This is a genomic window from Thalassobius sp. Cn5-15, from assembly GCF_022347685.1.
Lineage (GTDB): Bacteria > Pseudomonadota > Alphaproteobacteria > Rhodobacterales > Rhodobacteraceae > Thalassobius.
The window spans coordinates 349,898-372,379 of the sequence record NZ_JAKRGF010000004.1 but is presented as its reverse complement, the minus strand read 5'-3'; the positions used below and the strand labels follow the sequence as shown (position 1 = coordinate 372,379).

Here is a 22,482-nt window from a genome sequence, read left to right as displayed (position 1 = left end):
CGTATGCCTGAAAGTCACCAAAGTATTTGGTGATTGCTGCGGTCAGCGTGGTTTTGCCGTGGTCAACGTGGCCGATGGTGCCGATGTTAACGTGCGGTTTGGAACGCTCAAACTTTTCCTTTGCCATTCTAAAGGCGCCTCGTGTTTTAGGGGGACTACGCCCCGAGTGATCATCGCGGGCCGTTTATTGGGTTCGGGGGGGAAAATCAAGCGTCTGTTGCACCCTCAGATGCATTAGCCCCCTATCGCTGCGACGTTTCTGTCGCGGTTTCCGATTACAACGCCGCAGCAGGCGTCAATTCACCTTCCGCCGCCGCAGGTTCGGACGACAGAGGCACCGTTTGGTCGATCACGTCTGCACGTTCTGCTGTCGCAGCACTATCCGCCTCTGAAGCCTGTTCAGACTGGGCCGCCGCCTCCGGCACAAACCAGCCCTCTTCTTTGTGCTGACTTTCCAGATACACCTTGATCAGCCGTGCCGCATTTTCACTGAGGTTTTTCATTTGCTGCTCTTTCGACTGGGTCAGACCGGAGCCAACAAAGGTTTCACCGGAAATCCGCTCCAGCGCGGTGATCTGCTTGGGTTCAGCGTTCAACTTGACGCCTTTGGCATCGTCCCAAACATCCAGATTGATGATCAGCACAGATTTGGGTGACGCCACAACGGGAATGCCAGGCTGGGCCAGCACATAGCCCTGCACCGCAACGCCAAAGTGATACAACCGGTCGCCCTCATACTGATCAAAGCGTGTGCCGATCGCGGTTTCCAGCGCGCCCACCCACTCTTCTTCGGTTGCACCGCGAGAAAGCGGACCTTTGACCGGGTCTTTGGCGATCACCACGTTATGACCAAAGGAGAAATCACCCAGAGGCACCGGTTTTTCCGCCAGATCTGCGGTCGGCGAACAGGCCACCACCCCAACCAACGACAAAACAGCCAACACACGCATGATCATCTGCGAAACCTCCACCACAACGCATTTCATCCGCAGCATTAGCCCAGACAGCATAGACTGGCAAATGCGCCGTTTAGCTGCGCCGGCGTTGCCCCGCGCAGTGTGGCGGTTATATCGTTGAGCAGAGACACAGTCAGAGGCCACCATGCCACACATCCTGCAGCCTGCCAACGCGTCCCCACCAGCGCCCCTGCCCGTACATGTGCCCTTGGTGCGCGAACCCTGGGGCATGCTGCGCTCACTAAAGGCAGCGCGGGAAAACCTGCTGACAATCCTGCCAGAGATTGCCACCCGCCAGCCGATGGTCAGCGGCCGCACTGGGCGGCGCTGGCATATGGTGATGGAGCCCGAGGCGCTGCGTCGCGTATTGCTGGAGCGGATCGAGGATTATCCGAAATCGCTGGTGACCAAAAACCTGCTGCGCCCCGCCATAGGTGATTCCCTCTTTATCGCCGAAGGTGCCCACTGGCGCTGGCAACGCCGCGCTGCCGCGCCGGTGTTTTCACATCGCAATGTGACCAATCTGGCACCGGTGATGAGTGCCGCCGCAGAAGCCGCATGCGCGCGCATTGACGCCGCTGGGCAACGAGCGGTGAACATGGCGGATGAGATGGTGCGCGCCACCTTTGATGTGATCAGTGATGTCACCTTTTCCGGCGATGACGGCTTTGACCGCGCCGCAATCCACCGCGCCATTGACGCCTATATTGCTGAGGCGGGGCGCGTATCACTTATGGATATGCTGGGCATGCCTGATTGGGTGCCACGGCCCGCGCGAGTGCTGAAGGGACAGGCGCTGAAACAGATGAAAGGCGTTGCAGATGACGCCATCAACGGCCGCCGGCGCACTGGCCCGCGCAGCACACCAGACCTCCTTGATTTGCTGCTGGCAGGAGAGGATCCGGAAACTCAGCGCCAGATGCACACAGCCGAATTGCGTGACAATCTGCTGACCTTCATCGTGGCAGGGCATGAAACCACAGCGCTGACGCTGGGCTGGGCGCTTTACCTGATGGGGTTTGATCAACAGGCGCAGGCCCGCGCCCACGCAGAGGCCCGCGCTGCGATCGGGTCAGGCGTTGCTGGCGCCGAACACCTGCCTCAGCTACCCTATGTTCGCCAGATCGTGGATGAGACCCTACGTCTTTACCCACCCGCCGCTATCTTGTCGCGCACAGCGCAGGCGCCCGATACACTGTGCGGGCGTGACATCCGGCGCGGCGATACGGTCATGTTGCCGATCTACGCGCTACATCGCAATCACCTGCTGTGGGATGATCCCAATCAGTTCCGCCCCGAACGTTTCGCTGACAGCAAGGCAATTAACCGCTACGCCTACCTCCCCTTCGGTGATGGGCCACGTATCTGCATCGGCGCTTCATTCGCCGTGCAGGAGGCTGTCATTATCCTCGCCACGCTGTTGGCGCGCTATCGTTTCACCCCCATCGCAGGACGCGCGCCGAAACCAGTGATGATCCTGACTCTGCGACCAGACGGGGGCGTATGGTTGCAGGCGGAGAAGCTGGACTAAGGGCAGAAATAAAAACGGGCCCCAAAGGGCCCGCAAAAATTAGGTGAATTTCATATCACGTGGGAAGCCGTAGGGCGCCTTCTTGCCCACGCCAGCGCGTTTGCCCAGCCAGTCGGACATGTCCGATTCGTGCCGTGTCTTACCGCCACCCATTTCCCAGCTGAGACCATCGTCCCAGTTGAAGGTGGTGATGTCGCCAAGCCCACCGTCCAGTTCCAGCGTCCCCTGACGGCCACGCGCCATATTGTATTTCTGCAGGCGCACGCCTTTACCGCGGGTCATTTCTGGCAGTTCATCAACAGGGAAGACCAGGAACTTGCCATTCTGGCTGACAATCGCAACGTGGTCGCCATCAATCGGTCGCACCAGCTGAGCTTTGATATCGTCTTTGACGTTCAGCACCTGTTTACCGGTTCGGGTCTGGGCCAGAACATCATCCTCACCCACCATAAATCCGTTGCCCTCACTTGACGCGACCAGCAGCTTGCGGCCCGGTTTATGGATCAGGATATCGATTATGTCCGCTTCATTGGGCAGATCAACCATCAGGCGCAGCGGTTCGCCCATACCACGACCACCGGGCAGGTTAGAGGACTGCACAGTGTAGAAACGGCCATTGCTGGCAAAGACCAGCAGGCGATCCGTCGTTTCCGCGTGGAAGATGAAACGGGGGCCATCGCCGTCCTTGAACTTCAACTCACGTGTCAGGTCGATATGCCCGGTCATGGCACGGATCCAGCCCATCTGCGAACAGACCACCGTGATCGGTTCTCGGTCGATCATCGCTTCCAGCGGCACCTCTTCGGCCTCGACCGCCTCGGCAAAGGCGCTGCGACGTTTGCCACCTTCGGAGGCGCGGCCAAACTGCTTGCGGGTCTCTTTCAGCTCTTCGCTGATGCGGCTCCACTGCAGTTCTTCGCTGCTCAGCAACTCCAACAGGCCTGCACGCTCTTCCAGCAGAGCGTCTCGTTCGCGGGTCAGCTCGATCTCTTCCAGACGGCGCAAGCTACGCAAGCGCATGTTCAGGATCGCTTCGGCCTGAACCTCTGTCAGTTCGCCATCACCTTTCGCAGGCAGCGGGGAACGATAGTCGCTCTCATCCGTGGCGCGGGGTTTCTTATCGCCCCACGCTTCCGCCATCAGCGCCTGTTTCGGCGCGTCATCATAGCGGATGATGTCAATCACGCGGTCAAGGTTAAGGAAGGCAACGATCAAGCCCTCCAGCACCTCAAGGCGATGGTCGATCTTGTCCAGCCGGTGTTTAGAGCGACGCTGCAACACATCACGACGGTGATCAAGGAAGGCACGCAACACGTCCTTCAGCGAACAGACCTTCGGCGTCACACCGTCGATCAGCACGTTCATGTTGAGCGAAAACTTGATCTCTAGGTCCGAGCTGCGGAACATCAGGTTCATCAGCACCTGCGGATCGACATTCTTCGACTTCGGCTCCAGAATCAGGCGGATGTCATCGGCGGATTCGTCGCGCACATCGGCCAGAATCGGTATTTTCTTGGTCTGAATCAATTCCGCGATTTTTTCGATCAGCTTAGACTTCTGCACCTGATACGGAATCTCGGTGATCACGATCTGCCAGGTGCCACGACCAAGATCCTCGACCTCCCACTTACAGCGCAGGCGGAAGCTGCCGCGGCCGGTGGCATAGGCCTTGGCGATGTTTTCACGCGGCTCAACAATGACGCCGCCGGTGGGAAAATCCGGACCGGGGACGTAGTTCAGCAGCGTCTCATCACGGGCATCGGGTGTCTTAATCAGATGCAGACAGGCGCCGATCAGTTCCTCAATGTTATGCGGCGGAATGTTGGTCGCCATGCCCACCGCGATCCCTGCCGCACCATTGGCTAGCAGATTCGGGAAGGCCGCCGGCAGAACCACCGGTTCGCTCAGCGTACCGTCGTAGTTTTCGCGGAAATCAACGGCGTTTTCGTTCAAACCCTCCAGCAGCGCCTCAGCGGCAGCGGTCATCCGCGCCTCTGTATATCGACTGGCCGCAGGGTTATCGCCGTCGATGTTGCCGAAGTTGCCCTGACCGTCCACCAGCGGGTAGCGAACGTTGAAGTCCTGCGCCAGACGGGCCATCGCATCATAGATCGCCGCATCGCCGTGGGGGTGATAGTTGCCCATCACGTCACCAGAGATTTTCGCCGATTTACGGAAACCACCAGTTGCGGACAGCTTCAGCTCGCGCATCGCGTACAGGATGCGGCGGTGAACTGGTTTCAGACCGTCACGGGCATCTGGCAACGCGCGATGCATAATCGTGCTGAGCGCATAGGTCAGGTAACGGTCGCCAATCGCGCGGCGCAGCGGCTCTGCCACTTCGATCTGGTCGATATGGGGATCTTCGATGTCATCAGTCATATATGCTGTGTAACCCTCTAGCTGAAAGGCGACAAGGCTAGGCAACATCTGCCGCGCGAATTTCGCCCAAACGGGCCGTTGCGGTATATTTGCTTTGCCGACCCCGATGCCCTAGCTGTGGGCACAGCGAAACGGGAGCGCACCAGATGACATCGACCACACAGAAATCCATCCTGATCACCGGCTGTTCAACCGGCATCGGCTATGATGCGGCCCACGGGCTGAAGGCTGCGGGCTGGCGCGTCTTTGCCGGCTGCCGCCAGCAAAAGGACTGTGACCGTCTGACGGCAGAAGGCCTAGAGGCAGTGCAATTGGATTACACCGATGAGGCGTCAATCTCGACCGCGCTGGCATCAGTGCTGGAGCGCACGGGTGGTACGCTGGATGCTCTCTTTAACAACGGAGCTTACGCCTGCCCCGGTGCCAACGAGGATCTGCCGCGCGGTGCACTGCGCGAGATTTTCGAGGCAAATGTGTTCGGCTGGCACGACCTGACCCGCCAGGTGATTCCGGTGATGCGGGCGCAGGGGCATGGACACATCATCAACTGCTCATCCGTTCTGGGTCTGGTGGTGGCACCGTGGCGGTCGGCCTATAACAGCACCAAGTTCGCGCTAGAGGCCCTGACCGACACCCTCCGCATTGAGATGCGCGATACCAATATCAATGTGGTGCTGATCGAACCCGGCCCTGTCACCTCTGAAATCCGCCGCAATGCGATCCCACATTTTGAGAAATGGATTGATTGGCAAAACAGCGCCCGCGCCGATCAGTACCGCACCAAACTGGTCAAACGGCTTTATGCGGACAACACCACGCCAGATGCGTTTGAGTTGCCCCCTTCGGCAGTGACAGAAAAACTGTTGCGCGCGCTGAACGCGAACCGCCCCAAGGCCCGGTATTATGTGACGACACCGACCTACATTATGGGCACCCTGCGCCGCGTACTACCAACCCGTGCGCTTGATTGGTTGCTGGCGAAGGGGTGAGCCACGATAAACCCGCGCTCGCCCTTAACGACCGGGTCAGCCCCCCAGCTCACTACGTGATCCGGGATAGAAAGGCTGCGAGCCCGAAAATCCGCGCCACCACACTTTTGGGGCTTGCGCCGCCGCGCCGCGCCTCTACATCTTGGGGCATCAAAAGAGGGAAAAGAACATGGCTGACGATCCACTATTTTTAGTTGTCGCTGCCGCCTGTATCGGCGTGCTGGTGATCCTGATGATCGGCATCGGCGGCTTCACTAAAGGGGGGGAGTTCAACCGCAAACACTCCAATAAGCTGATGCGCCTGCGTCTTTGGGCACAGCTTGGTGCGGTTGTGCTGATCCTGTTGTTTGTCTGGCTGCGCAGAGGAGGCTGAGCCATGGTCGTACTGAACAAAATTTACACCCGCACCGGCGACAAGGGCGATACCGCGCTGGGCAATGGCACCCGCGTTGCCAAACATTCCGCCCGCGTAAACGCCTATGGCACTGTGGATGAGCTGAACGCCACACTGGGCGTCGCCCGCCTGCAGGCCAGCGGCGACATGGACGCGGCCCTTGGTCGGATGCAGAACGATCTGTTCGATCTGGGTGCCGACATGTGCCGCCCCGACATGGACAAGGATGCCGACGCCGAATACCCGCCGCTGCGCGTATCGGACGCGCAGGTCGAACGCCTTGAGGCCGAAATTGACGGGATGAACAAGGACCTCAGTCCTCTGCGCAGTTTTATCCTGCCCGGTGGTACTGCTCTGTCTGCGCATCTGCATGTCTGCCGCACCGTGGCACGCCGCGCCGAGCGGCTGGCAGTTGAACTGGCGTCAGAGGAGCTGGTGAATCCCGCAGCAGTGAAATACCTCAACCGCCTGAGCGACTGGTTCTTTGTCGCGTCGCGCGTTGCCAACAATAACGGTGCCGAGGATGTTCTCTGGGTGCCCGGCGCCAACCGTTAAACACCTTGCGCTGAGAGCCTCTTCAGGCCCTCAGCCACGCTTTCGCCTCAGCCGTCTGATCAAGGTCAAACGCCCTGATGTCGATACCGCCAAACAGGCTGCCTTTTATCTCTGCCGCTGATTTCAACCATGCGGCATCCGTGAGGACAGCGCAGCGGTTGAACTTTCCCAACAGCCCGAACAGCGCAGGCAGCCGCGCCATCTCCCCCCCTATGGCAGCAAAACTTGGCATGAAAAATTCGGGAATACGGTAAAGCATCACCCCATCACTGATATCTTCAGACAAGGCCATCAGATCATCCAGTCCCTGGCGCATTGCGGCGGCATCCACCTTGCCGTTCAGCGTCACATCAAGGCAATTTGGTTCTGGTTTGGTAACGATTAACATGAGCGGTTCCCCTCCGCCGCCACTATAGATCAAACGCAAATGCAGGCTCTGATCTGGCGCAATCAAGGCTGGCCGGGTGATTCTCTGCAGAGGCGCATAAAACCGCGCAGGATGCTCATCGGATGCTCATAGAACAAATACTTGGCCGCCAAATTCGGGCCTGCCGCCCCCCCTTAACGCAGGACGTGAAATGTTTCCGCAAGGTTTCGCAGACAAAAAATGCGAAACGCGGCGTCCTTTGGCGCTAACGTGACGATTTTGCCCTGTTTTGGTGTGCCGCAAAAATATAACAAGTGGCGTATGGAATTTTGGCGACGCAGAAAGCGGCGTCATAACACTGTAAGGGAGACCGCGAAATGAAGGTACTCGTACCTGTCAAACGTGTGATCGACTATAACGTGAAAGTTCGTGTGAAAGCGGACGGCAGCGGCGTCGATCTCGCCAACGTTAAGATGTCAATGAACCCATTCGACGAAATTGCCGTCGAAGAGGCCATTCGCCTGAAAGAAGCAGGCAAAGCCGAAGAGGTCGTTGTGGTCTCGATCGGTGTAAAGCAGGCGCAGGAAACTCTGCGTACCGCGCTGGCCATGGGCGCCGACCGCGCGATCCTGATCAACGCAGCTGACGACGTGCACCAGGACATTGAACCGCTGGCCGTTGCCAAACTGTTGAAAGCCGTTGTTGACGAAGAGCAGCCTAAGCTGGTCATCGCTGGTAAACAGTCGATCGATAACGACATGAACGCAACCGGCCAGATGCTGGCAGCCCTGCTGGGCTGGGGTCAAGCGACCTTTGCTTCCGAAGTTGCTGTTGAAGGCGACGCCGCGACCGTCACCCGTGAGGTTGACGGTGGTTTGCAGACCATCAAAGTCAACCTGCCGGCGATCATCACCGCCGACCTGCGCCTGAACGAACCGCGCTACGCGTCGCTGCCGAACATCATGAAAGCCAAGAAAAAGCCGCTGGAAGAAAAAACCGCAGCTGATTACGGCGTTGATGTAAGCCCGCGTCTGGAAATCGTGAAAACCGGTGAGCCGGCGGAACGTGCCGCAGGCATCAAGGTTGGTTCGGTTGATGAGCTGATTGCGAAACTGAAAGAAGCGGGGGCTGTATAATGGCTGTTCTTCTGATTGCCGAAGTTGCAAATGGTGCGCTGGCCGTTGACGCCACCGCCAAAGCCCTGACCGCCGCCAAGGCGCTGGGCGACGTGACCGTACTGTGCGCAGGCGCATCCTGCGGTGGCGCTGCTGAAGACGCTGCGAAACTGGACGGTGTGTCCAAAGTTCTGTGCGCAGACGACGCTGCCTATGGCAACGGTCTGGCCGAACCTGTGGCTGATCTGGTTGTTTCGCTGGCTGGCGACTTCAGCCATATCGTTGCCCCCTCGACCGCGTTTGCCAAAAACGTTGCTCCGCGCGTCGCAGCTCTGCTGGACGTGATGGTTCTGTCCGACGTAACCGCCGTTGTAGACGCCGACACTTTCGAGCGTCCGATCTACGCAGGTAACGCGATCCAGACCGTCAAATCCGCAGATGCGACCAAGGTTATGACCGTTCGCACCTCGACCTTCGACGCTGCAGGCGAAGGTGGCTCCGCCGCCGTTGAAGCCGCAGCGGCAGCCGGCAACCCCGGCCTGTCCGAGTGGGTTGAAGACAAAGTTGCCGAAAGCGACCGTCCGGAACTGACCTCAGCTGGTATCGTCGTCTCCGGCGGACGTGGCGTTGGCTCCGAAGAGAGCTTCGCCCTGATCGAGAAACTGGCTGACAAACTGGGCGGTGCCGTTGGCGCATCCCGTGCAGCTGTTGACTCGGGCTATGCCCAGAACGACCTGCAGGTTGGTCAGACCGGTAAAGTTGTTGCGCCGGATCTCTACATCGCTGCAGGTATCTCGGGCGCCATCCAGCACCTTGCTGGCATGAAAGACTCGAAGATCATCGTCGCCATCAACAAAGACGAAGAAGCACCTATTTTCCAGGTTGCAGACTTCGGCCTGGTGGCAGACCTGTTCGACGCAGTACCTGAGCTGACTGAAAAACTGGGCTAAGCCCCAATTGATCGCAATTAGAAACGCCCCGCTTTTCGGTGGGGCGTTTTCTTTGGGCTCGTTGCTGGATTATTTTCGGCGCGCCGGCATCGCACCAAGCGCAACACCCGACAGAACCACCAGCGTTGCGATGGCAAAGTGCAGCTCCGGCCATTCCCCCAACAGCAGCGCACCGCCGATGATTGCAATCACCGGCACCGTCAGCTGCGCCACTGCCGCCCGACTGGCGCCGAGATTGGGCAAAACGCTGTACCACAACGCATAGCCAAGGCCGGAGGTGACAGCGCCTGACAGCACCGCCAGCAGGATCGCCTGCGCCCCCATCTCCCACGCCCCGAAAAAGCTCCAGATGGCAATTCCAACAGGGGCCGCCAAGAGGAAGTTCAGCGCCGTTTCCCGCGTCGGATCAGACGCCCCGCGCCCCATCAGAGAATAGATGCCCCAACCCACACCCGCCAGCGCCATCATGGCGGACGCAAGCGGCGGCATCGCCGCATCTGCGGGCCACAGGATCCACGTCAAACCCGCTAGCGCCAGTCCTGCGCCCAACCAACGCGGCAACGGCACCGTCTCTACCATCATCACTGCACCTGCGAACATAGTGATCTGCACCATCGCAAACAGCACCAAAGCCCCAGCGCCTGCATCCAGCGCCTGATAAGCCAGTGAGAAGCCGTAGATATAGGCCAGCAGGGACAGCACCGCACAGCCGCGTTTTAGCGGTGATACAGCAGGAGGTTCCGCCCCGCGCCGCAGCAGCAACAGCGCCCCCAACATCACCGCACCCGAGGCAAGGCGCAGAGACGCAAAAGCCACAGGCTCCGCCCCAGCAATAACGATTCCTGCACGATTAAGGAGGGAGTTCGCCGCAAACGCCAGCATCGTCAGGCAGGTCAATAAAAACAGACGCATGTGTCTTCAGTCTTTCATTTGAGGGCGGACAAACCCTGCCCGCATCTCTTCAGCCCGCGCCCGCATCGCGCAGCCTGTGGCGTGGTCGTTAATCAAACCCATCGCCTGCATGAAGGCATAGACAGTGGTAGGACCGACAAATTTCCACCCACGCTTTTTCAGCGCCTTTGACAGCGCAACAGAGGCGGCGGAGGTGGATTGTGTCTGCGGCTCCGCCAAATCCGCTACTGCGGGTTCAAACGACCAGACAAAGGCCGCGATGGACCCTGCCTCTGCCACCAGTTCCTGCGCGCGGGCGGCGTTATTGATTACCGCGTTAATCTTGCCCCGATGCCGCACAATGCCCGCATTTGCCAATAAGCGCACCACATCATCGTCGCCATAACCGGCCACTTTTTGAAAATCGAACCCATCAAAAGCCGCACGAAAGTTTTCGCGCTTCGCCAGAATGGTCCGCCAGCTGAGGCCCGATTGAAAACTTTCCAGACAGAGTTTTTCAAACAGGCGAATGTCATCGCTGACCGGATAGCCCCATTCGTCGTCATGATAGGGTAAAAACGCCTCCACCCCCGCAACCCACGCGCAGCGGCACTGTCCGTCAGGTGCTGTGTAAAGTTCCGCCATCTCATCCCTCCAATCCGTTCCGCCCAGCTTTACCAAGTCAGACAGGCCGCGCAATTTATTCGACCTCACGTCTGCGTGGTTGGCTTGGGTGTGAGTATTTTCAGATCATTGAAAAGCGCTTTGTCCGTAGCACAAATATCCTAGGGGGAATGCGCCGATAGGGCGCAGGGGGGCAGCGCCCCCGTCTCTCCTCAACAAAAAAGGGCCGCCCGAAGGCGACCCCTAATTCTTGCAGCCAGTGGCTAGGCAATCCCAGTTGGGATTACATCATGCCGCCCATGCCGCCCATGTCGGGCATTGCCGGAGCTGCGCCGCCGTCTTTCGACGGTTTGTCTGCAACCATGGCTTCGGTGGTGATCAGCAGGCCAGCAACCGATGCCGCATCTTCCAGAGCGGTACGGGTTACTTTGGCGGGGTCGATCACACCAAATGCAAACATGTCGCCATACTCTTCGGTCTGCGCGTTGAAACCAAAGGAGGTTTCGCCCGACTCGCGGACCTTGCCAGCAACAACAGCACCGTCAACACCGGCGTTCTCAGCGATCTGACGCAGCGGCGCTTCGATGGCTTTGCGAACGATGGTGATACCGGCGTTCTGGTCAGCGTTTGCACCTTCCAGACCTTCCAGCGCTTTACCAGCCTGAACCAGAGCAACACCACCGCCAACGATGACGCCTTCCTGTACAGCTGCGCGGGTTGCGTTCAGAGCATCGTCAACACGATCTTTACGCTCTTTCACTTCAACCTCGGTCATGCCGCCAACCTTGATCACAGCAACACCGCCAGCCAGTTTGGCTACACGCTCTTGCAGCTTCTCACGGTCGTAGTCCGAAGAGGTTTCTTCGATCTGGGTGCGGATCTGGGCAACACGTGCCTCGATCTCGGCTTTCTCACCAGCACCGTCAACGATGGTGGTTTCGTCCTTGGTGATGGCCACTTTCTTCGCGGTGCCCAGCATGTCCATGGTGACGTTTTCCAGCTTCATGCCCAGATCTTCAGAGATGACCTGGCCGCCGGTGAGGATTGCGATGTCCTGCAGCATGGCTTTGCGGCGATCGCCGAAGCCCGGTGCCTTAACAGCAGCAATTTTCAGGCCGCCGCGCAGTTTGTTCACAACCAGAGTTGCCAGCGCTTCGCCTTCTACGTCCTCTGCGATGATCAGCAGCGGCTTTTGCGACTGGATCACCGACTCGAGCAGCGGAACCATCGGCTGCAGCGAGGACAGTTTCTTTTCGTGCAAGAGGATCATGCAGTCGTCGAGGTCTGCAATCATCTTGTCGGGGTTGGTCACGAAGTAAGGCGACAGGTAGCCGCGGTCGAACTGCATGCCTTCAACAACATCGGTCTCAGTTTCCAGACCTTTGTTTTCTTCGACGGTGATCACACCTTCGTTGCCGACTTTCTGCATCGCGCCTGCGATCTGCTGACCGATTTCGGCTTCGCCGTTGGCGGAGATGGTGCCAACCTGCGCAACCTCGGCGGAGTCTTTGACTTCGCGGGCCATGTCTTTGATGCCTTCAACGACTTTGGCGGTTGCCATGTCGATGCCGCGCTTCAGGTCCATCGGGTTCAGACCAGCTGCAACCTGCTTCAGGCCTTCGCGAACGATGGCTTGCGCCAGTACGGTCGCGGTGGTGGTGCCGTCGCCTGCTTCGTCGTTGGTGCGGGAAGCAACTTCCTTCACCATCTGGGCGCCCATGTTTTCGAACTTGTCTTCCAGTTCGATTTCCTTGGCAACCGATACACCGTCTTTGGTGATGCGCGGTGCACCGAAGGATTTGTCGAGGACCACGTTACGGCCTTTGGGGCCCAGGGTCACTTTTACGGCGTCAGCCAGAATGTTTACGCCGCGCAGCATTGCGTTGCGGGCATCGGTGTCAAATTTGACGTCCTTAGCAGCCATTGTGCTTGCTCCTGTTACTTAAATTCTGTCGTCGACAATCAGGCAATGATGCCCATGATGTCGGATTCTTTCATGATCAGCAGCTCTTCACCGTCGACGGTGATTTCGGTGCCGGACCATTTGCCGAACAGGATTTTGTCGCCTTCTGCAACGTCCATGGCAACACGGTTGCCCGCATCGTCCTTGGCGCCTGCGCCAACAGCTACAACCAGGCCTTCCGCCGGCTTTTCCTTGGCGCTGTCGGGGATGATCAGCCCACCTGCGGTTTTTTCATCGCTCTCTACGCGGCGAACCAGCACACGGTCATGAAGCGGTTTAAATGCCATCTCTGAGGCTCCTCAGCTCAAAGTTTTGTCCGGTCCCCTTCTCATGAAGCAGGACCGTTAGCACTCACTGGTGTCGAGTGCTAACGGACGCATAGTTAGGAATGGGTTCGGGGGGAGTCAACCGAGGAAGGTCATTTCTTTTGGTTAGGTCGGCGGCGAATGCCGCAGGTCAGCCCCAAAATAAAAACGCCCCCATGCGGGAGCGTTTCAAAATTCGCGATGACTACAGAGAGTTTAGTCCAGTTTTTTCGACGGGGCTAACACAGTGGCCTGCCCTTTCAGCACCGGTTTACCCTCCACCATGCAGCGGCAATCCAGTTCGAGACGGCGCTTGGTCAGGTCGATAGACAGCACTTCCACCTCTGCCAGAACCATATCGTTCGGACGTACAGGGCCAAGGAATTTCAGCGACTGCCCCATATAGATAGTGCCATGGCCGGGCAGCTGTTCACCAATCACAGCGGAGATCAGGCCAGCGGTCAGCATACCATGGGCGATACGACCACCAAAAATGGTGTCCTTGGCGTAAGCATCATCCAGATGTACAGGATTGCGGTCGGTAGAGACCTGCGCAAACATCTCAATGTCTTCGTCGGTGACCACCTTACGTAGGGAGCGGGTCATCCCGACCTCAATGTCTTCGATAAAGATGGTGCCGCGCGGCATATTGTCCAACATTGGTCCCCCCAGCGGAATCGATTGCGTAACTTTCGGATTATTCAATCCAAAAAGATGCAACTTTATTACTTCGCAGCCGCAGAAAATCAAGTTAATTCTGCATTTACCTCTGCGTAAAGCACCGCTAAAGACCCTTATTCCATGTAGTTTCGCGCAATTTAGCGCAATTGGCCAATGCTATAGGTGGGGTTTACCTGTTCGCGCTCGATATAGGCGGCCAGCGCCTCTGCCACTGGCTGATCGGTGGTTTTGGTTTCCGCCCGCGCCAGACCGCCGGTGATGAACAGCGTGTCGATGCCTTCGCCCATGCCGCCGGAGATATCAGTGTGGGGACCATCGCCGATGGCTAGAATCTGGCTATCCTCGATGTTGCGGTCCAGAACGTTCAGGCGACGACGCGCCAGATCGTAGATCGGGGGATGCGGTTTACCGAAATAGAGGCTTTCACCCCCCATTTCGGTGTATAGCTTCGCCAGCGCACCGGCGCACCATTCGCGCACTTCGCCACGGTCCACCACGATGTCGGGGTTGGCGCACAGCAGCTTCATACCTTTAGTCTTGGCATACAGGAAATCGGCGCGGTTCACATCCGGGTCCGCCATTGTGTCAAAGGGACCACAGCACACAATGCCCTCGGCCTCATCCAGCGGTACACGGGTGATGTTGACGGGGTTTTCCAGCAGACTCAGCGGCTCAAAAAAGCCCGCATCACGTTGCCATTCCCCCATGAAATAGACCTTTTCGCCCACTGCTCCGGTGAACATTGCCGACCGTGCGCTGTCGCCGCTGGTGGCGATAGTGTCATAGGCATCATCCGGCACGCCGAACTGCGACAATTGCGCTGCCACGCCTGCGCGGGGCTTGGGGGAATTGGTGACCAAAACCACGATGCCACCGCTTTTACGGTAGGCTTGCAGGGCCGCCACTGCCTCTGGGTAAGCAGTTACACCATTGTGGACGCAGCCCCACAGATCGACAAACAGCGCGTCATACTGGGCGGAAACCTCTGAGAGGGCGGGAATGATCTGTGTCATGGAGCAACCTATTTCGCAAACATTTGCCGAGGTATCGCAAAGCCAATGCCCAAAGGCCAGAAGAAAGGCAGCCCAGATTCTGAAACCTAGTGCAAATCCAACTGCCGCACCTCAGCCGCAATACGTGCGGCCCAAATCGGATACGCCACCTCTGAAGGGTGGAACCCATCGGTGGCGATATATTCAGGACGAAATGGCAAATCAAAAGGCAGATGCGTCACATCCTCCCGCCCCGCACAAAGGGCCGCCAACGCCGCATCAAACCGTGTCGCTGTCTGGCCCAAAATGGCCCGCAGCGGATTAGGCAACAGCGGAAACTGTCCCATCGGCGGCAGACCGGACACAAAGATATGACGCACCGCGAAACGATCCTGCAGTAGATGATAGAGTGCCTGCTGATCCGCCAACCAACCCGACAGGCGTGCCCCCTTTGTGACGTCATTCACGCCCAACGCCAGAACCGCCACATCAAACTGCGCCTCCGGCAACTGTTGCAGCTGTCGCAATGTTGCACGGGTGGTGGCGCCCGTTGCAGCCTCCAGGTGCCAGCTGACCCGATGATCCGCCGCCAGATCGCGGGAGAGGCACCCAGACAACGCCCGCGCCTGCGATTCCGCCCCTACGCCTGCACCGGAACTGTCACCCGCGATCAGCAATCGCAACGTCTCCCCCTGTCCCAAAACGCCCTGCCGTGCGCCAGGCGGTTCCGGTAGGATCAACGCCTTCTGTCGCACATAAAGCGCCTGCGCGATCAACAAAGGCGCAAGGGTCAACTTAGCAGCAGTATCAGCAGCAATAGGCATGGGGATAGAATGCCGCAATTCTATATCAACGACAAAGCATGACCTTGCGCCAGCCAACCGCACCAAAAGGCCCACGCAAAACTGCGTGGGCCTTTCGACACTCTATACCGTTAAAAGGATCAGACCTTCAGGTTCGGAATGATCTGTTTCTTGCGGCTCATGATGCCGGGCAACACCACACTGTCGCCCTCTACAGTGGCGCCGAAGGATTTTTCAGCAACGCCTTTGACCACATCGTTGGGAACCAGCAAGGTCGCTTCTTCTTTCAGGATGTCGACAACAAACAGCAGAACCTCATCCACACCATCTTCGGCCTGCACGGTTTTGAAGGTTTCCATCAGGCTCTCTTTACGGCCCAGCGGAATTTCCGGTGCGGTGGTTTCCAGAACGGAGACACGGAATTTGGTGCCGTCGACTTCGTACTCTTTGGAGTCCATGCGGATCAATTCCGCGTCGGAGAATGCCGAAACATCAGACTTAGCAGCGAACATCTCGGCCGCGTAAGCGGTCACGTCGATGCCCAGATCTGCGGCCAGCGCAGCAACCACTTCGCGGTCACGGTCGGTGGTGGTGGGCGAACGGAATTCCAGCGTATCAGACAGGATACAGGTCAGTGCAGCGCCTTTGATGGCCTCGGGCATCTTGGCAGCGTCATCACCCATCAGATCATACATGATGGTCGCGGTGCAGGCCAGCGGACGGATGGTGATGTCAATCGGGCCTTTGGTTTCCAGACCGCCAACCAGTTTGTGGTGGTCAATGATCGCGGTGATGTCCGCATCATTGATGTTCTCGGGCAGCTCAGCAGGGTTGTTGGTGTCAACGATAACAACCGGCGCACCGGCTTCTACACCGCTGATGATTTCCGGCTTATCCAGATTCCAGCGATCCAGCATGAACAGCGCTTCGGTGTTGGGCTCGCCGAGTAGCTTGGGCGCGGCAGCAACGCCTTTCACCTCGTTCAGGTACCAGGCCCAAACGATGGGGGAGCCGGTGGAATCGGTGTCAGGGGATTTGTGGCCAAAAACCTGCGTGGTCATGAGGAGCATCCTTGAGATTGGTGAAATACGAGGTATTGGGCGGGCTTATAGGCGGGCACTGTGGCTTTGTCACGGGGGCTGCGTGACGTGGATTACGGCTGTGACATTGACACCGCGCTGACAGTGAAGCCCTGCTGCTGCAACAGGTTCAGAACACCGTTTTCCCCCGGCAGATGCATCGCACCCACGGCGACCAGAGTAGGCTGCGCGCCCAGCGCCTGCGGCAGTCGCTGCATCCAGTAGTGATTGCGCCCTGCAATCAGATCCCCCATCAACTCCTCCACATACCCGCTGAGCCGCTGCGAATCCTCCGCTGGTAGGGTCGTGCCCAAATGCGCCAACTGTTGCTGCGCGTTTTCCCAGATCATCTGGACGTCCTCAGAGAAATAGAAATCCACCAACCCCGCATCCCCGAACGAAGTCGGCAGGTCCAGCATCAGGGACCAACGCAAATCCTCCACCTGTTGGTCCAGCGGATCACCGGCCAGCAGGGGCAGCAAATGGTCCAGCTCATCCAGTGAGGCGACAGGTTTACCAGCGTGATCTGCGGCCGTTTCAATCATCCGATCAATGCCCGGTCGTTTGGCCTGAATATCAGCAATCGCACAGGGCGGCGTCATCATTGTAAAGCCAAGGAACCACGGCTGCATTTTCGCCGCCATAAAGGGTGGGATCTGATAGGGCGTCAGCTTGTCGGTCAGTTTATCCCATGCCTCTGGCCCCAGCCGATCCAGCAGGCTGGGCCCATCAGGGATAGTTATGAGCGCGATGTCAGTGGTCAGGCGACGTTCCAGCTGCGCCATGTCGGCAGCATTAAACTCGACCAGCACCTGATCCACCTCACCGATCAATGGCCGCAGCCGCCGCATCGATGCACTGTGGCGTGGGGAATAAAGATGCATTGTGCCAAAGACGTAAGAGGTGATCCCTTCTTTTTCCACCTGCCACAACAGACCGCGATGGAACGGCACCTGTTCTGCGCGGTTGCGCAGCTGCGTCAGCTCTGCATCTGTTAACATCGCGGGACTGTCACATTGCGCCAGCGCCCGTTCCGGCATCATCGCCCCAGCCAGCCCACACAGCAGCACCGCCGCCCGCATCACCTGTTTAAACCGCATAAACCACACCCTTTTACTGCGAGCGCCACGCTATCCAACCCCACAAAGATTGCAATACGTTTAACCCGTCGCGCGCATCGCTAAGGGCTTGGCCACCTTCTCGCAGCACAGTAGACACGTGATATGACCAAACTGTCCGAAACCGACCTCTACCCCCCTGTGAAAGCGTTCTTTGAGGCGCTGGGATATGAAGTGAAATCCGAAATCGGCGCGGCAGATGTGGTGGCCCTGCGAGACGGCGAACCGCCTGTGATTGTGGAGTTGAAAACAGGCTTCTCGTTGACCCTGCTGCAACAGGGCATCGCGCGGCAGAAGGTAACAGATCAGGTCTATCTGGCTCTCCCCCGCTGGAAAGGGCGCGCCGGATACAAAGCATTCCAAGGCAATATTGGACTGTGCAAACGTCTCGGCCTTGGGGTGATCAGCATCGCTTCCACAGGTGAGCTGCAGGTGCACCACGAGCCCGCACCCTTTCAGCCGCGCAAGGTGAAACGGCGCCAGACTGCATTGATGGCAGAATTTGAACGCCGCGAGGGCGATCCAAACAAAGGCGGTGCCACCCGCGTTGGGCTCATCACCTCTTATCGACAAGAGGCGCTGCGCTGTGCCGCCTATCTGGCCGAACAGGGACCGACCAAAGGCGCGACAGTTGCCAAGGCAACCGCAGTGGTCCGTGCCACACGGGTGATGGCGTCAAACCATTACGGCTGGTTTCAGCGGGTGGAAACCGGCATCTATGACCTGACCGCAGAAGGGCGCTCGGCATTGAAAACAACAACCGAATAGTGCCCCCGGTAGCGTATGACAGGACTACCGCCACATCACGCTTGATCCCGCGCGTCTGGGGCGATACCTCACAGGCATGCGTATCATCCGGGATTACAGCTTTGTCACCGATCAGGACCGCGGCGCTGCAGCGGCTATCGGCAATTTCGACGGGGTCCATTTGGGCCACCAGTCGGTGATCGACCTCACACGCGCGATTGCGAAAGAGAAAGGCGTGCCGCTGGGCATCATGTCCTTTGAGCCGCATCCGCGCCAGTTCTTTGCGCCAAAATCTTCCGCCTTCCGCCTGATGAGCGCCGAAGCACGTGCGCACCGGCTGGAAAAGCTGGGGGTTGAACGCCTCTATGAGCTGCCGTTCAACGCTACACTGTCCGCCCTCAGCCCCAAAGATTTTGCCGCCAAAGTGATCCGCGATGGGCTTGGTCTCAACCATATTGTGGTGGGCGCGGATTTCTGTTTCGGGCAAGGTCGTAAAGGCGATATTGAGGACCTTATACGCTTCGGTGCGGACATGGGCTTTGGCGTCACGGTGGCAGAGCTGCTGCATGGCGACAAAGGCGAAGTTTCCTCGACCGCGATCCGCGATGCACTGGCCGAGGGCCGCCCGCGCGATGCGCAGGCAATGCTGGGCCACTGGCACCGCATGGACGGTGAAGTAATCGGCGGCGACCAGCGTGGCCGCGAATTGGGCTATCCCACCGCAAACATGTCAATCGACGGTCTGCACCAGCCCAAGATGGGCGTTTATGCCGTGTTAATTGACGTGCTGGATGGCCCGCATAAGGGCAATTACCACGGCGCTGCCTCACTGGGCGTGCGGCCGATGTTTGGTGAAAACAAACCGAACCTCGAAACCTTCATCTTCGATTTCAAAGGCGATCTCTACGGCACTCCGATCTCTGTCGGGTTGGTAGAGTATCTGCGCCCAGAGGCCAAGTTTGACAGTCTAGAGGCACTGATCCGCCAGATGGACACCGATTGCGCTAAGGCGCGTGATTTGCTGGCCGCACTCTGATGCCCCAACAATTGCGCCGCAAATTCTGGGAAACCGTGCCCCTCAAGGACATGTCGCGTCCAGAATGGGAAGCCCTGTGCGACGGCTGCGGCAAATGCTGCCTGAACAAACTGGAAGATGAAGACACCGGCGAAGTCGCGCTGACCAACGTGGCCTGCCGTCTGCTGAATGATGACACCTGCCAATGCAGCCAATATCCAATCCGCCACAACTTTGTGCCGGAATGCATCGTGTTAGGGCCCGACAATCTGGATCAGAATCTCTACTGGATGCCGGAAACCTGCGCCTACAAACTCTTGTGGACTGACCAGCCGTTGCCCGAATGGCACCCGCTGAAAACCGGTGACCCAAACTCCGTCCATGCGGCGGGCGTTTCCATGCGTGGCCGTACAGTGCCCGAGTTTGAGGTCGCGGACGAAGACTGGGAAGACCACATTATTAAGGAGCCCGTGTAATGTTCTTTGCCTCTGACAATGGTGGCCCCGTGCATCCACAGATTATGCAAGCAGTGACAGAGGCAAACGGTGGCTACCGCACCGGCTATGGCGAGGATGCGGAAATGGACCGCGTGCGCGACATGCTGCGTGAACTGTTCGAGGCACCGGAGGCTGCGATCTATCTGGTGGCCACGGGTACAGCCGCCAATTCGCTGGCGCTGGCGACGCTGTGTCAGCCGTGGGAAACGGTCTTCTGCTCCCCTGTCGCGCATATCCACGAGGATGAATGCAACGCGCCGGAATTTTTCAGCGGCGGTGCCAAACTAACCTTGGTGGGCGACAGCGATAAGATGACGCCGGACGCCCTGCGCCGTGCGATTGAAAACGAACACACCCGCGGCGTGCACGGCCCCCAACGCGGGCCTGTGTCGATCACGCAGGTGACTGAAAAGGGCCATGTCTATACGCTGGAAGAGTTGCGCGCGCTGACCGCAGTGGCCCGCGACTACGGCCTGCCCACCCATCTGGACGGCGCACGTTTCACCAACGCACTGATCACGCTGGGCTGTTCACCCGCAGACATGACGTGGAAAGCCGGTATTGATGCGGTCAGTTTTGGCGGCACCAAAAACGGCTGCATGGGGGTTGAGGCGGTGATCTTTTTTGACCCTGCCAAAGCGTGGGAATTTGAACTGCGCCGCAAACGCGGTGCACATCTGTTTTCCAAGCACCGCTACCTGTCGGCGCAGATGCTGGGCTATCTGGCGGACGATCTGTGGCTGGATCTGGCCCGCAGCGCCAATGCGACCTGCGCTAAACTGGCCGAGGGCCTGCGTCAGATCGAGGGGGTGGAGTTCACAACAACGCCTGAAGCCAACCTGTTCTTCGCCAACCTGCCCCGACGCCTGCACCAAAGGGCGTTTGATGCTGGCGCTTACTACTATATCATGGAAGGGCAGCTGGAAGGCGACGACCCTGAAGAGATGTTGCTGGCGCGATTTGTCTGTGACTGGTCCATCGGGGAAGTGGGCGTTGACGCCCTGCTAAACGCCTACCGTTCATAGCCGTATGGTTTTGCTGGTGGACGAAAGCGCCCACCAGCTGAAACTAAGGCGACGCTCAGGGGGCCTGCACCAATTTCGCCGCAACACGTTCCAGAAACGGACGCACCACAGCCAGCACCTCTTTGGGGTGCGAAATTGGCAGCATATGCCCTGCATTGTCTACCACCGCACGCTCCGCATTTTTAATGCGGGTCATAAGCGCGCTGTTAACCTTGGCGATATAGTCCGGCGACCGGCCCCCCTCGACCAACAGCGTCGGAACCTCCAGCCGCTCCAGCACGCCTGAGGCCAATAGACCAGCGCTGTCTTCGCCCACTTCGTCATTGGCGGCAACCACCAGATAAATCTGCTTCTCCGCCCTTTGACGCATCTGTTCCGGCAGCGCGTCCCAGGCACGGCCACCGCCCCAATCTGTATAGAACATGCGCGCAGCCGCTTCGGGATCGCCCGCATCAATAGCCGCGCCTAGGGCCGCCATTTCACCCATGTGCTGATCTTTCAGTCCCGGGTTGTCGGCATAAGCGGCAGCAAAAAACACAGGCTCGATCAGTGTCAGCGATTTCACCAGTTCTGGCCGTTCGCAAGCCAGACGCAGCGCCGCAGCGCCGCCAAAGGAATGGCCGATCAGATGCGCCGGTTCCGACAACAGATCCAATGCCATATCGACCGCCTGACGTTGAATGGGCGTCACACCATCCCAATCCGCTGTGCCACCATGACTGGGCAGATCAAATGCCGTCATCGCCAAGAGGTCATTGAGCCCCGCCGCCAACGGCATAAACGCCATCGAATGCCCCAGCGTGCAATGCAGCATCACCGCCTGCTCATCACCCTTACCGAACTGATAGACTTGGGTATCGACACCCCCGCACAATTGTATCCCAGACACTTACAACTCGCCCTTCAAATGCAAATCCAAATCTTCCAGACGGTCCTGGCCCCAAAACTTCTGACCGTCGTCACAAATAAAGAACGGCGCGCCAAAGACGCCGTTGCTGACCGCCTCTTCCAGATTGGCGGCGTAAACTTCGGCGCCTGTCAGCAGGCCGCTGTCTGCCAGTGTCGGGTCAAAACCAGACTCACTCAGACAGGTTTTGATCACCTGATCCTCTGCGATGTCCTTTTCCTCCACCCAGCAGCAGGCCAATAGCCGCTGAATGAGCTGCGGCAAATCACCCCCGCCTGCCTTCTGCGCAGCGATCACCGCATAGGACGATGGGGCAGCATTGGTCGGCCAATGGGCAGGTTTCATATTAAGCGGCATGCCTTGCTTGCGTGCCTGACGCGGCAGTTCCTGTGCACGGTAGTCGATACGCGACGGGTGGCGTTGCGGCACCGGCTGACCACCTGTGCGCGAAAACGCCCCGAGAATATCAAACGGTTTGTAAGTCACCGTGGCCGCATGACGCCGCGCTATTTCCTGCAACCGACCGCCGACAAGGTAGGTATAGGGCGAAATGGTCGAAAAATAGTAATCAATATGTGGCATCTCTGCCCCCCTTA

25 protein-coding genes are annotated in these 22,482 nt (G+C 58.4%); 10 read left to right on the top strand and 15 right to left on the bottom strand.

What is annotated here, in order from left to right; all coding sequences use genetic code 11:
• Both MHM86_RS11750 and MHM86_RS11745 read right to left on the bottom strand, forming a co-directional pair.
• A partial coding sequence (locus MHM86_RS11750) for a GTP-binding protein (RefSeq protein WP_239199675.1) occupies positions 1-127 on the bottom strand: 127 nt, incomplete at its 3' end.
• A gap of 148 nt (positions 128-275) precedes the next feature.
• Positions 276-1,010 (bottom strand): hypothetical protein, encoded by a 735-nt coding sequence (locus MHM86_RS11745; RefSeq protein WP_239199642.1) that lies wholly within the window; start codon positions 1,008-1,010, stop codon positions 276-278.
• Positions 1,011-1,101: 91 nt separating this feature from the next.
• Here MHM86_RS11745 and MHM86_RS11740 point away from each other — a divergent pair, with 91 nt between their 5' ends.
• On the top strand, positions 1,102-2,487 hold the full coding sequence (locus tag MHM86_RS11740; protein ID WP_239199640.1) for a cytochrome P450: 1,386 nt from the start codon (positions 1,102-1,104) through the stop codon (positions 2,485-2,487).
• A 39-nt stretch (positions 2,488-2,526) separates the two neighbouring features.
• Here the strand turns inward: MHM86_RS11740 and MHM86_RS11735 are convergent, their stop codons facing one another.
• The gene (locus MHM86_RS11735) at positions 2,527-4,869 is read right to left on the bottom strand and encodes a DNA topoisomerase IV subunit A (protein WP_239199638.1); all 2,343 of its coding nucleotides are present in this window, start codon (positions 4,867-4,869) and stop codon (positions 2,527-2,529) included.
• Between the two features lie 146 nt (positions 4,870-5,015).
• On the opposite strand from MHM86_RS11735, the gene MHM86_RS11730 reads away from it, so the two are divergent.
• The 3 genes from MHM86_RS11730 to MHM86_RS11720 all read left to right on the top strand — a co-directional run bounded on the left by MHM86_RS11730 (position 5,016) and on the right by MHM86_RS11720 (position 6,807).
• On the top strand, positions 5,016-5,858 hold the full coding sequence (locus MHM86_RS11730) for an SDR family NAD(P)-dependent oxidoreductase (RefSeq protein ID WP_239199635.1): 843 nt from the start codon (positions 5,016-5,018) through the stop codon (positions 5,856-5,858).
• A 169-nt stretch (positions 5,859-6,027) separates the two neighbouring features.
• Positions 6,028-6,231: a twin transmembrane helix small protein gene (locus MHM86_RS11725; protein WP_239199633.1), complete on the top strand. Its 204-nt coding sequence runs from the start codon at positions 6,028-6,030 to the stop codon at positions 6,229-6,231.
• A 3-nt stretch (positions 6,232-6,234) separates the two neighbouring features.
• Positions 6,235-6,807: a cob(I)yrinic acid a,c-diamide adenosyltransferase gene (locus MHM86_RS11720; RefSeq protein ID WP_239199631.1), complete on the top strand. Its 573-nt coding sequence runs from the start codon at positions 6,235-6,237 to the stop codon at positions 6,805-6,807.
• 22 nt (positions 6,808-6,829) lie between these two features.
• Here the strand turns inward: MHM86_RS11720 and MHM86_RS11715 are convergent, their stop codons facing one another.
• Positions 6,830-7,195 carry an STAS/SEC14 domain-containing protein gene (locus MHM86_RS11715; protein ID WP_239199629.1) on the bottom strand — a complete coding sequence of 122 codons (366 nt, stop codon included), beginning with the start codon at positions 7,193-7,195 and terminating at the stop codon, positions 6,830-6,832.
• 356 nt (positions 7,196-7,551) lie between these two features.
• Between MHM86_RS11715 and MHM86_RS11710 the strand changes: the two genes are divergently transcribed.
• A complete protein-coding gene (locus MHM86_RS11710; RefSeq protein ID WP_239199627.1) occupies positions 7,552-8,310 on the top strand; it encodes an electron transfer flavoprotein subunit beta/FixA family protein in 759 nt (252 codons plus the stop codon).
• A complete protein-coding gene (locus tag MHM86_RS11705; protein ID WP_239199625.1) occupies positions 8,310-9,239 on the top strand; it encodes an electron transfer flavoprotein subunit alpha/FixB family protein in 930 nt (309 codons plus the stop codon). The genes MHM86_RS11710 and MHM86_RS11705 overlap by 1 nt, the downstream gene beginning before the upstream one ends.
• Positions 9,240-9,308: 69 nt before the next feature.
• Here MHM86_RS11705 and MHM86_RS11700 read toward each other — a convergent pair whose 3' ends face one another.
• The 9 genes from MHM86_RS11700 to MHM86_RS11660 form a co-directional block, all read right to left on the bottom strand.
• Positions 9,309-10,151 (bottom strand): DMT family transporter, encoded by an 843-nt coding sequence (locus tag MHM86_RS11700; RefSeq protein ID WP_239199623.1) that lies wholly within the window; start codon positions 10,149-10,151, stop codon positions 9,309-9,311.
• 6 nt (positions 10,152-10,157) lie between these two features.
• On the bottom strand, positions 10,158-10,775 hold the full coding sequence (locus MHM86_RS11695) for a DNA-3-methyladenine glycosylase I (RefSeq protein WP_239199621.1): 618 nt from the start codon (positions 10,773-10,775) through the stop codon (positions 10,158-10,160).
• 262 nt (positions 10,776-11,037) lie between these two features.
• Positions 11,038-12,678 (bottom strand): chaperonin GroEL, encoded by a 1,641-nt coding sequence (gene groL, locus MHM86_RS11690; RefSeq protein WP_239199619.1) that lies wholly within the window; start codon positions 12,676-12,678, stop codon positions 11,038-11,040.
• A 38-nt stretch (positions 12,679-12,716) separates the two neighbouring features.
• The gene (locus MHM86_RS11685) at positions 12,717-13,004 is read right to left on the bottom strand and encodes a co-chaperone GroES (protein WP_058318639.1); all 288 of its coding nucleotides are present in this window, start codon (positions 13,002-13,004) and stop codon (positions 12,717-12,719) included.
• A gap of 234 nt (positions 13,005-13,238) precedes the next feature.
• On the bottom strand, positions 13,239-13,682 hold the full coding sequence (locus tag MHM86_RS11680; protein ID WP_239199616.1) for a MaoC family dehydratase: 444 nt from the start codon (positions 13,680-13,682) through the stop codon (positions 13,239-13,241).
• A 158-nt stretch (positions 13,683-13,840) separates the two neighbouring features.
• Positions 13,841-14,716: a TIGR01459 family HAD-type hydrolase gene (locus tag MHM86_RS11675; RefSeq protein ID WP_239199613.1), complete on the bottom strand. Its 876-nt coding sequence runs from the start codon at positions 14,714-14,716 to the stop codon at positions 13,841-13,843.
• A gap of 86 nt (positions 14,717-14,802) precedes the next feature.
• Positions 14,803-15,519, bottom strand: coding sequence for an SGNH/GDSL hydrolase family protein (locus tag MHM86_RS11670; protein WP_239199610.1), 717 nt, complete (start codon positions 15,517-15,519; stop codon positions 14,803-14,805).
• A 119-nt stretch (positions 15,520-15,638) separates the two neighbouring features.
• Positions 15,639-16,559 carry a manganese-dependent inorganic pyrophosphatase gene (locus MHM86_RS11665; RefSeq protein ID WP_239199607.1) on the bottom strand — a complete coding sequence of 307 codons (921 nt, stop codon included), beginning with the start codon at positions 16,557-16,559 and terminating at the stop codon, positions 15,639-15,641.
• Between the two features lie 92 nt (positions 16,560-16,651).
• On the bottom strand, positions 16,652-17,677 hold the full coding sequence (locus MHM86_RS11660) for a TraB/GumN family protein (RefSeq protein ID WP_239199604.1): 1,026 nt from the start codon (positions 17,675-17,677) through the stop codon (positions 16,652-16,654).
• Positions 17,678-17,800: 123 nt separating this feature from the next.
• Between MHM86_RS11660 and MHM86_RS11655 the strand changes: the two genes are divergently transcribed.
• From MHM86_RS11655 to MHM86_RS11640, 4 genes are all read left to right on the top strand, one after another.
• Positions 17,801-18,463 (top strand): DUF2161 domain-containing phosphodiesterase, encoded by a 663-nt coding sequence (locus MHM86_RS11655; protein ID WP_239199601.1) that lies wholly within the window; start codon positions 17,801-17,803, stop codon positions 18,461-18,463.
• Positions 18,464-18,539: 76 nt separating this feature from the next.
• Positions 18,540-19,478: a bifunctional riboflavin kinase/FAD synthetase gene (locus tag MHM86_RS11650; RefSeq protein ID WP_239199598.1), complete on the top strand. Its 939-nt coding sequence runs from the start codon at positions 18,540-18,542 to the stop codon at positions 19,476-19,478.
• Positions 19,478-19,933: a YcgN family cysteine cluster protein gene (locus MHM86_RS11645; RefSeq protein ID WP_239199595.1), complete on the top strand. Its 456-nt coding sequence runs from the start codon at positions 19,478-19,480 to the stop codon at positions 19,931-19,933. The genes MHM86_RS11650 and MHM86_RS11645 overlap by 1 nt, the downstream gene beginning before the upstream one ends.
• On the top strand, positions 19,933-20,979 hold the full coding sequence (locus MHM86_RS11640) for a low specificity L-threonine aldolase (RefSeq protein WP_239199592.1): 1,047 nt from the start codon (positions 19,933-19,935) through the stop codon (positions 20,977-20,979). The genes MHM86_RS11645 and MHM86_RS11640 overlap by 1 nt, the downstream gene beginning before the upstream one ends.
• A gap of 55 nt (positions 20,980-21,034) precedes the next feature.
• On the opposite strand, the gene MHM86_RS11635 is transcribed toward MHM86_RS11640, so the two are convergent.
• Complete coding sequence (locus MHM86_RS11635; protein WP_239199589.1) at positions 21,035-21,868, bottom strand: alpha/beta fold hydrolase; 834 nt, start codon at positions 21,866-21,868, stop codon at positions 21,035-21,037.
• Entirely contained in the window at positions 21,869-22,468 is a 600-nt protein-coding gene (locus MHM86_RS11630; protein ID WP_239199586.1) for a 2-hydroxychromene-2-carboxylate isomerase, read from the bottom strand.
• Between the last annotated feature and the right edge of the window lie 14 nt (positions 22,469-22,482).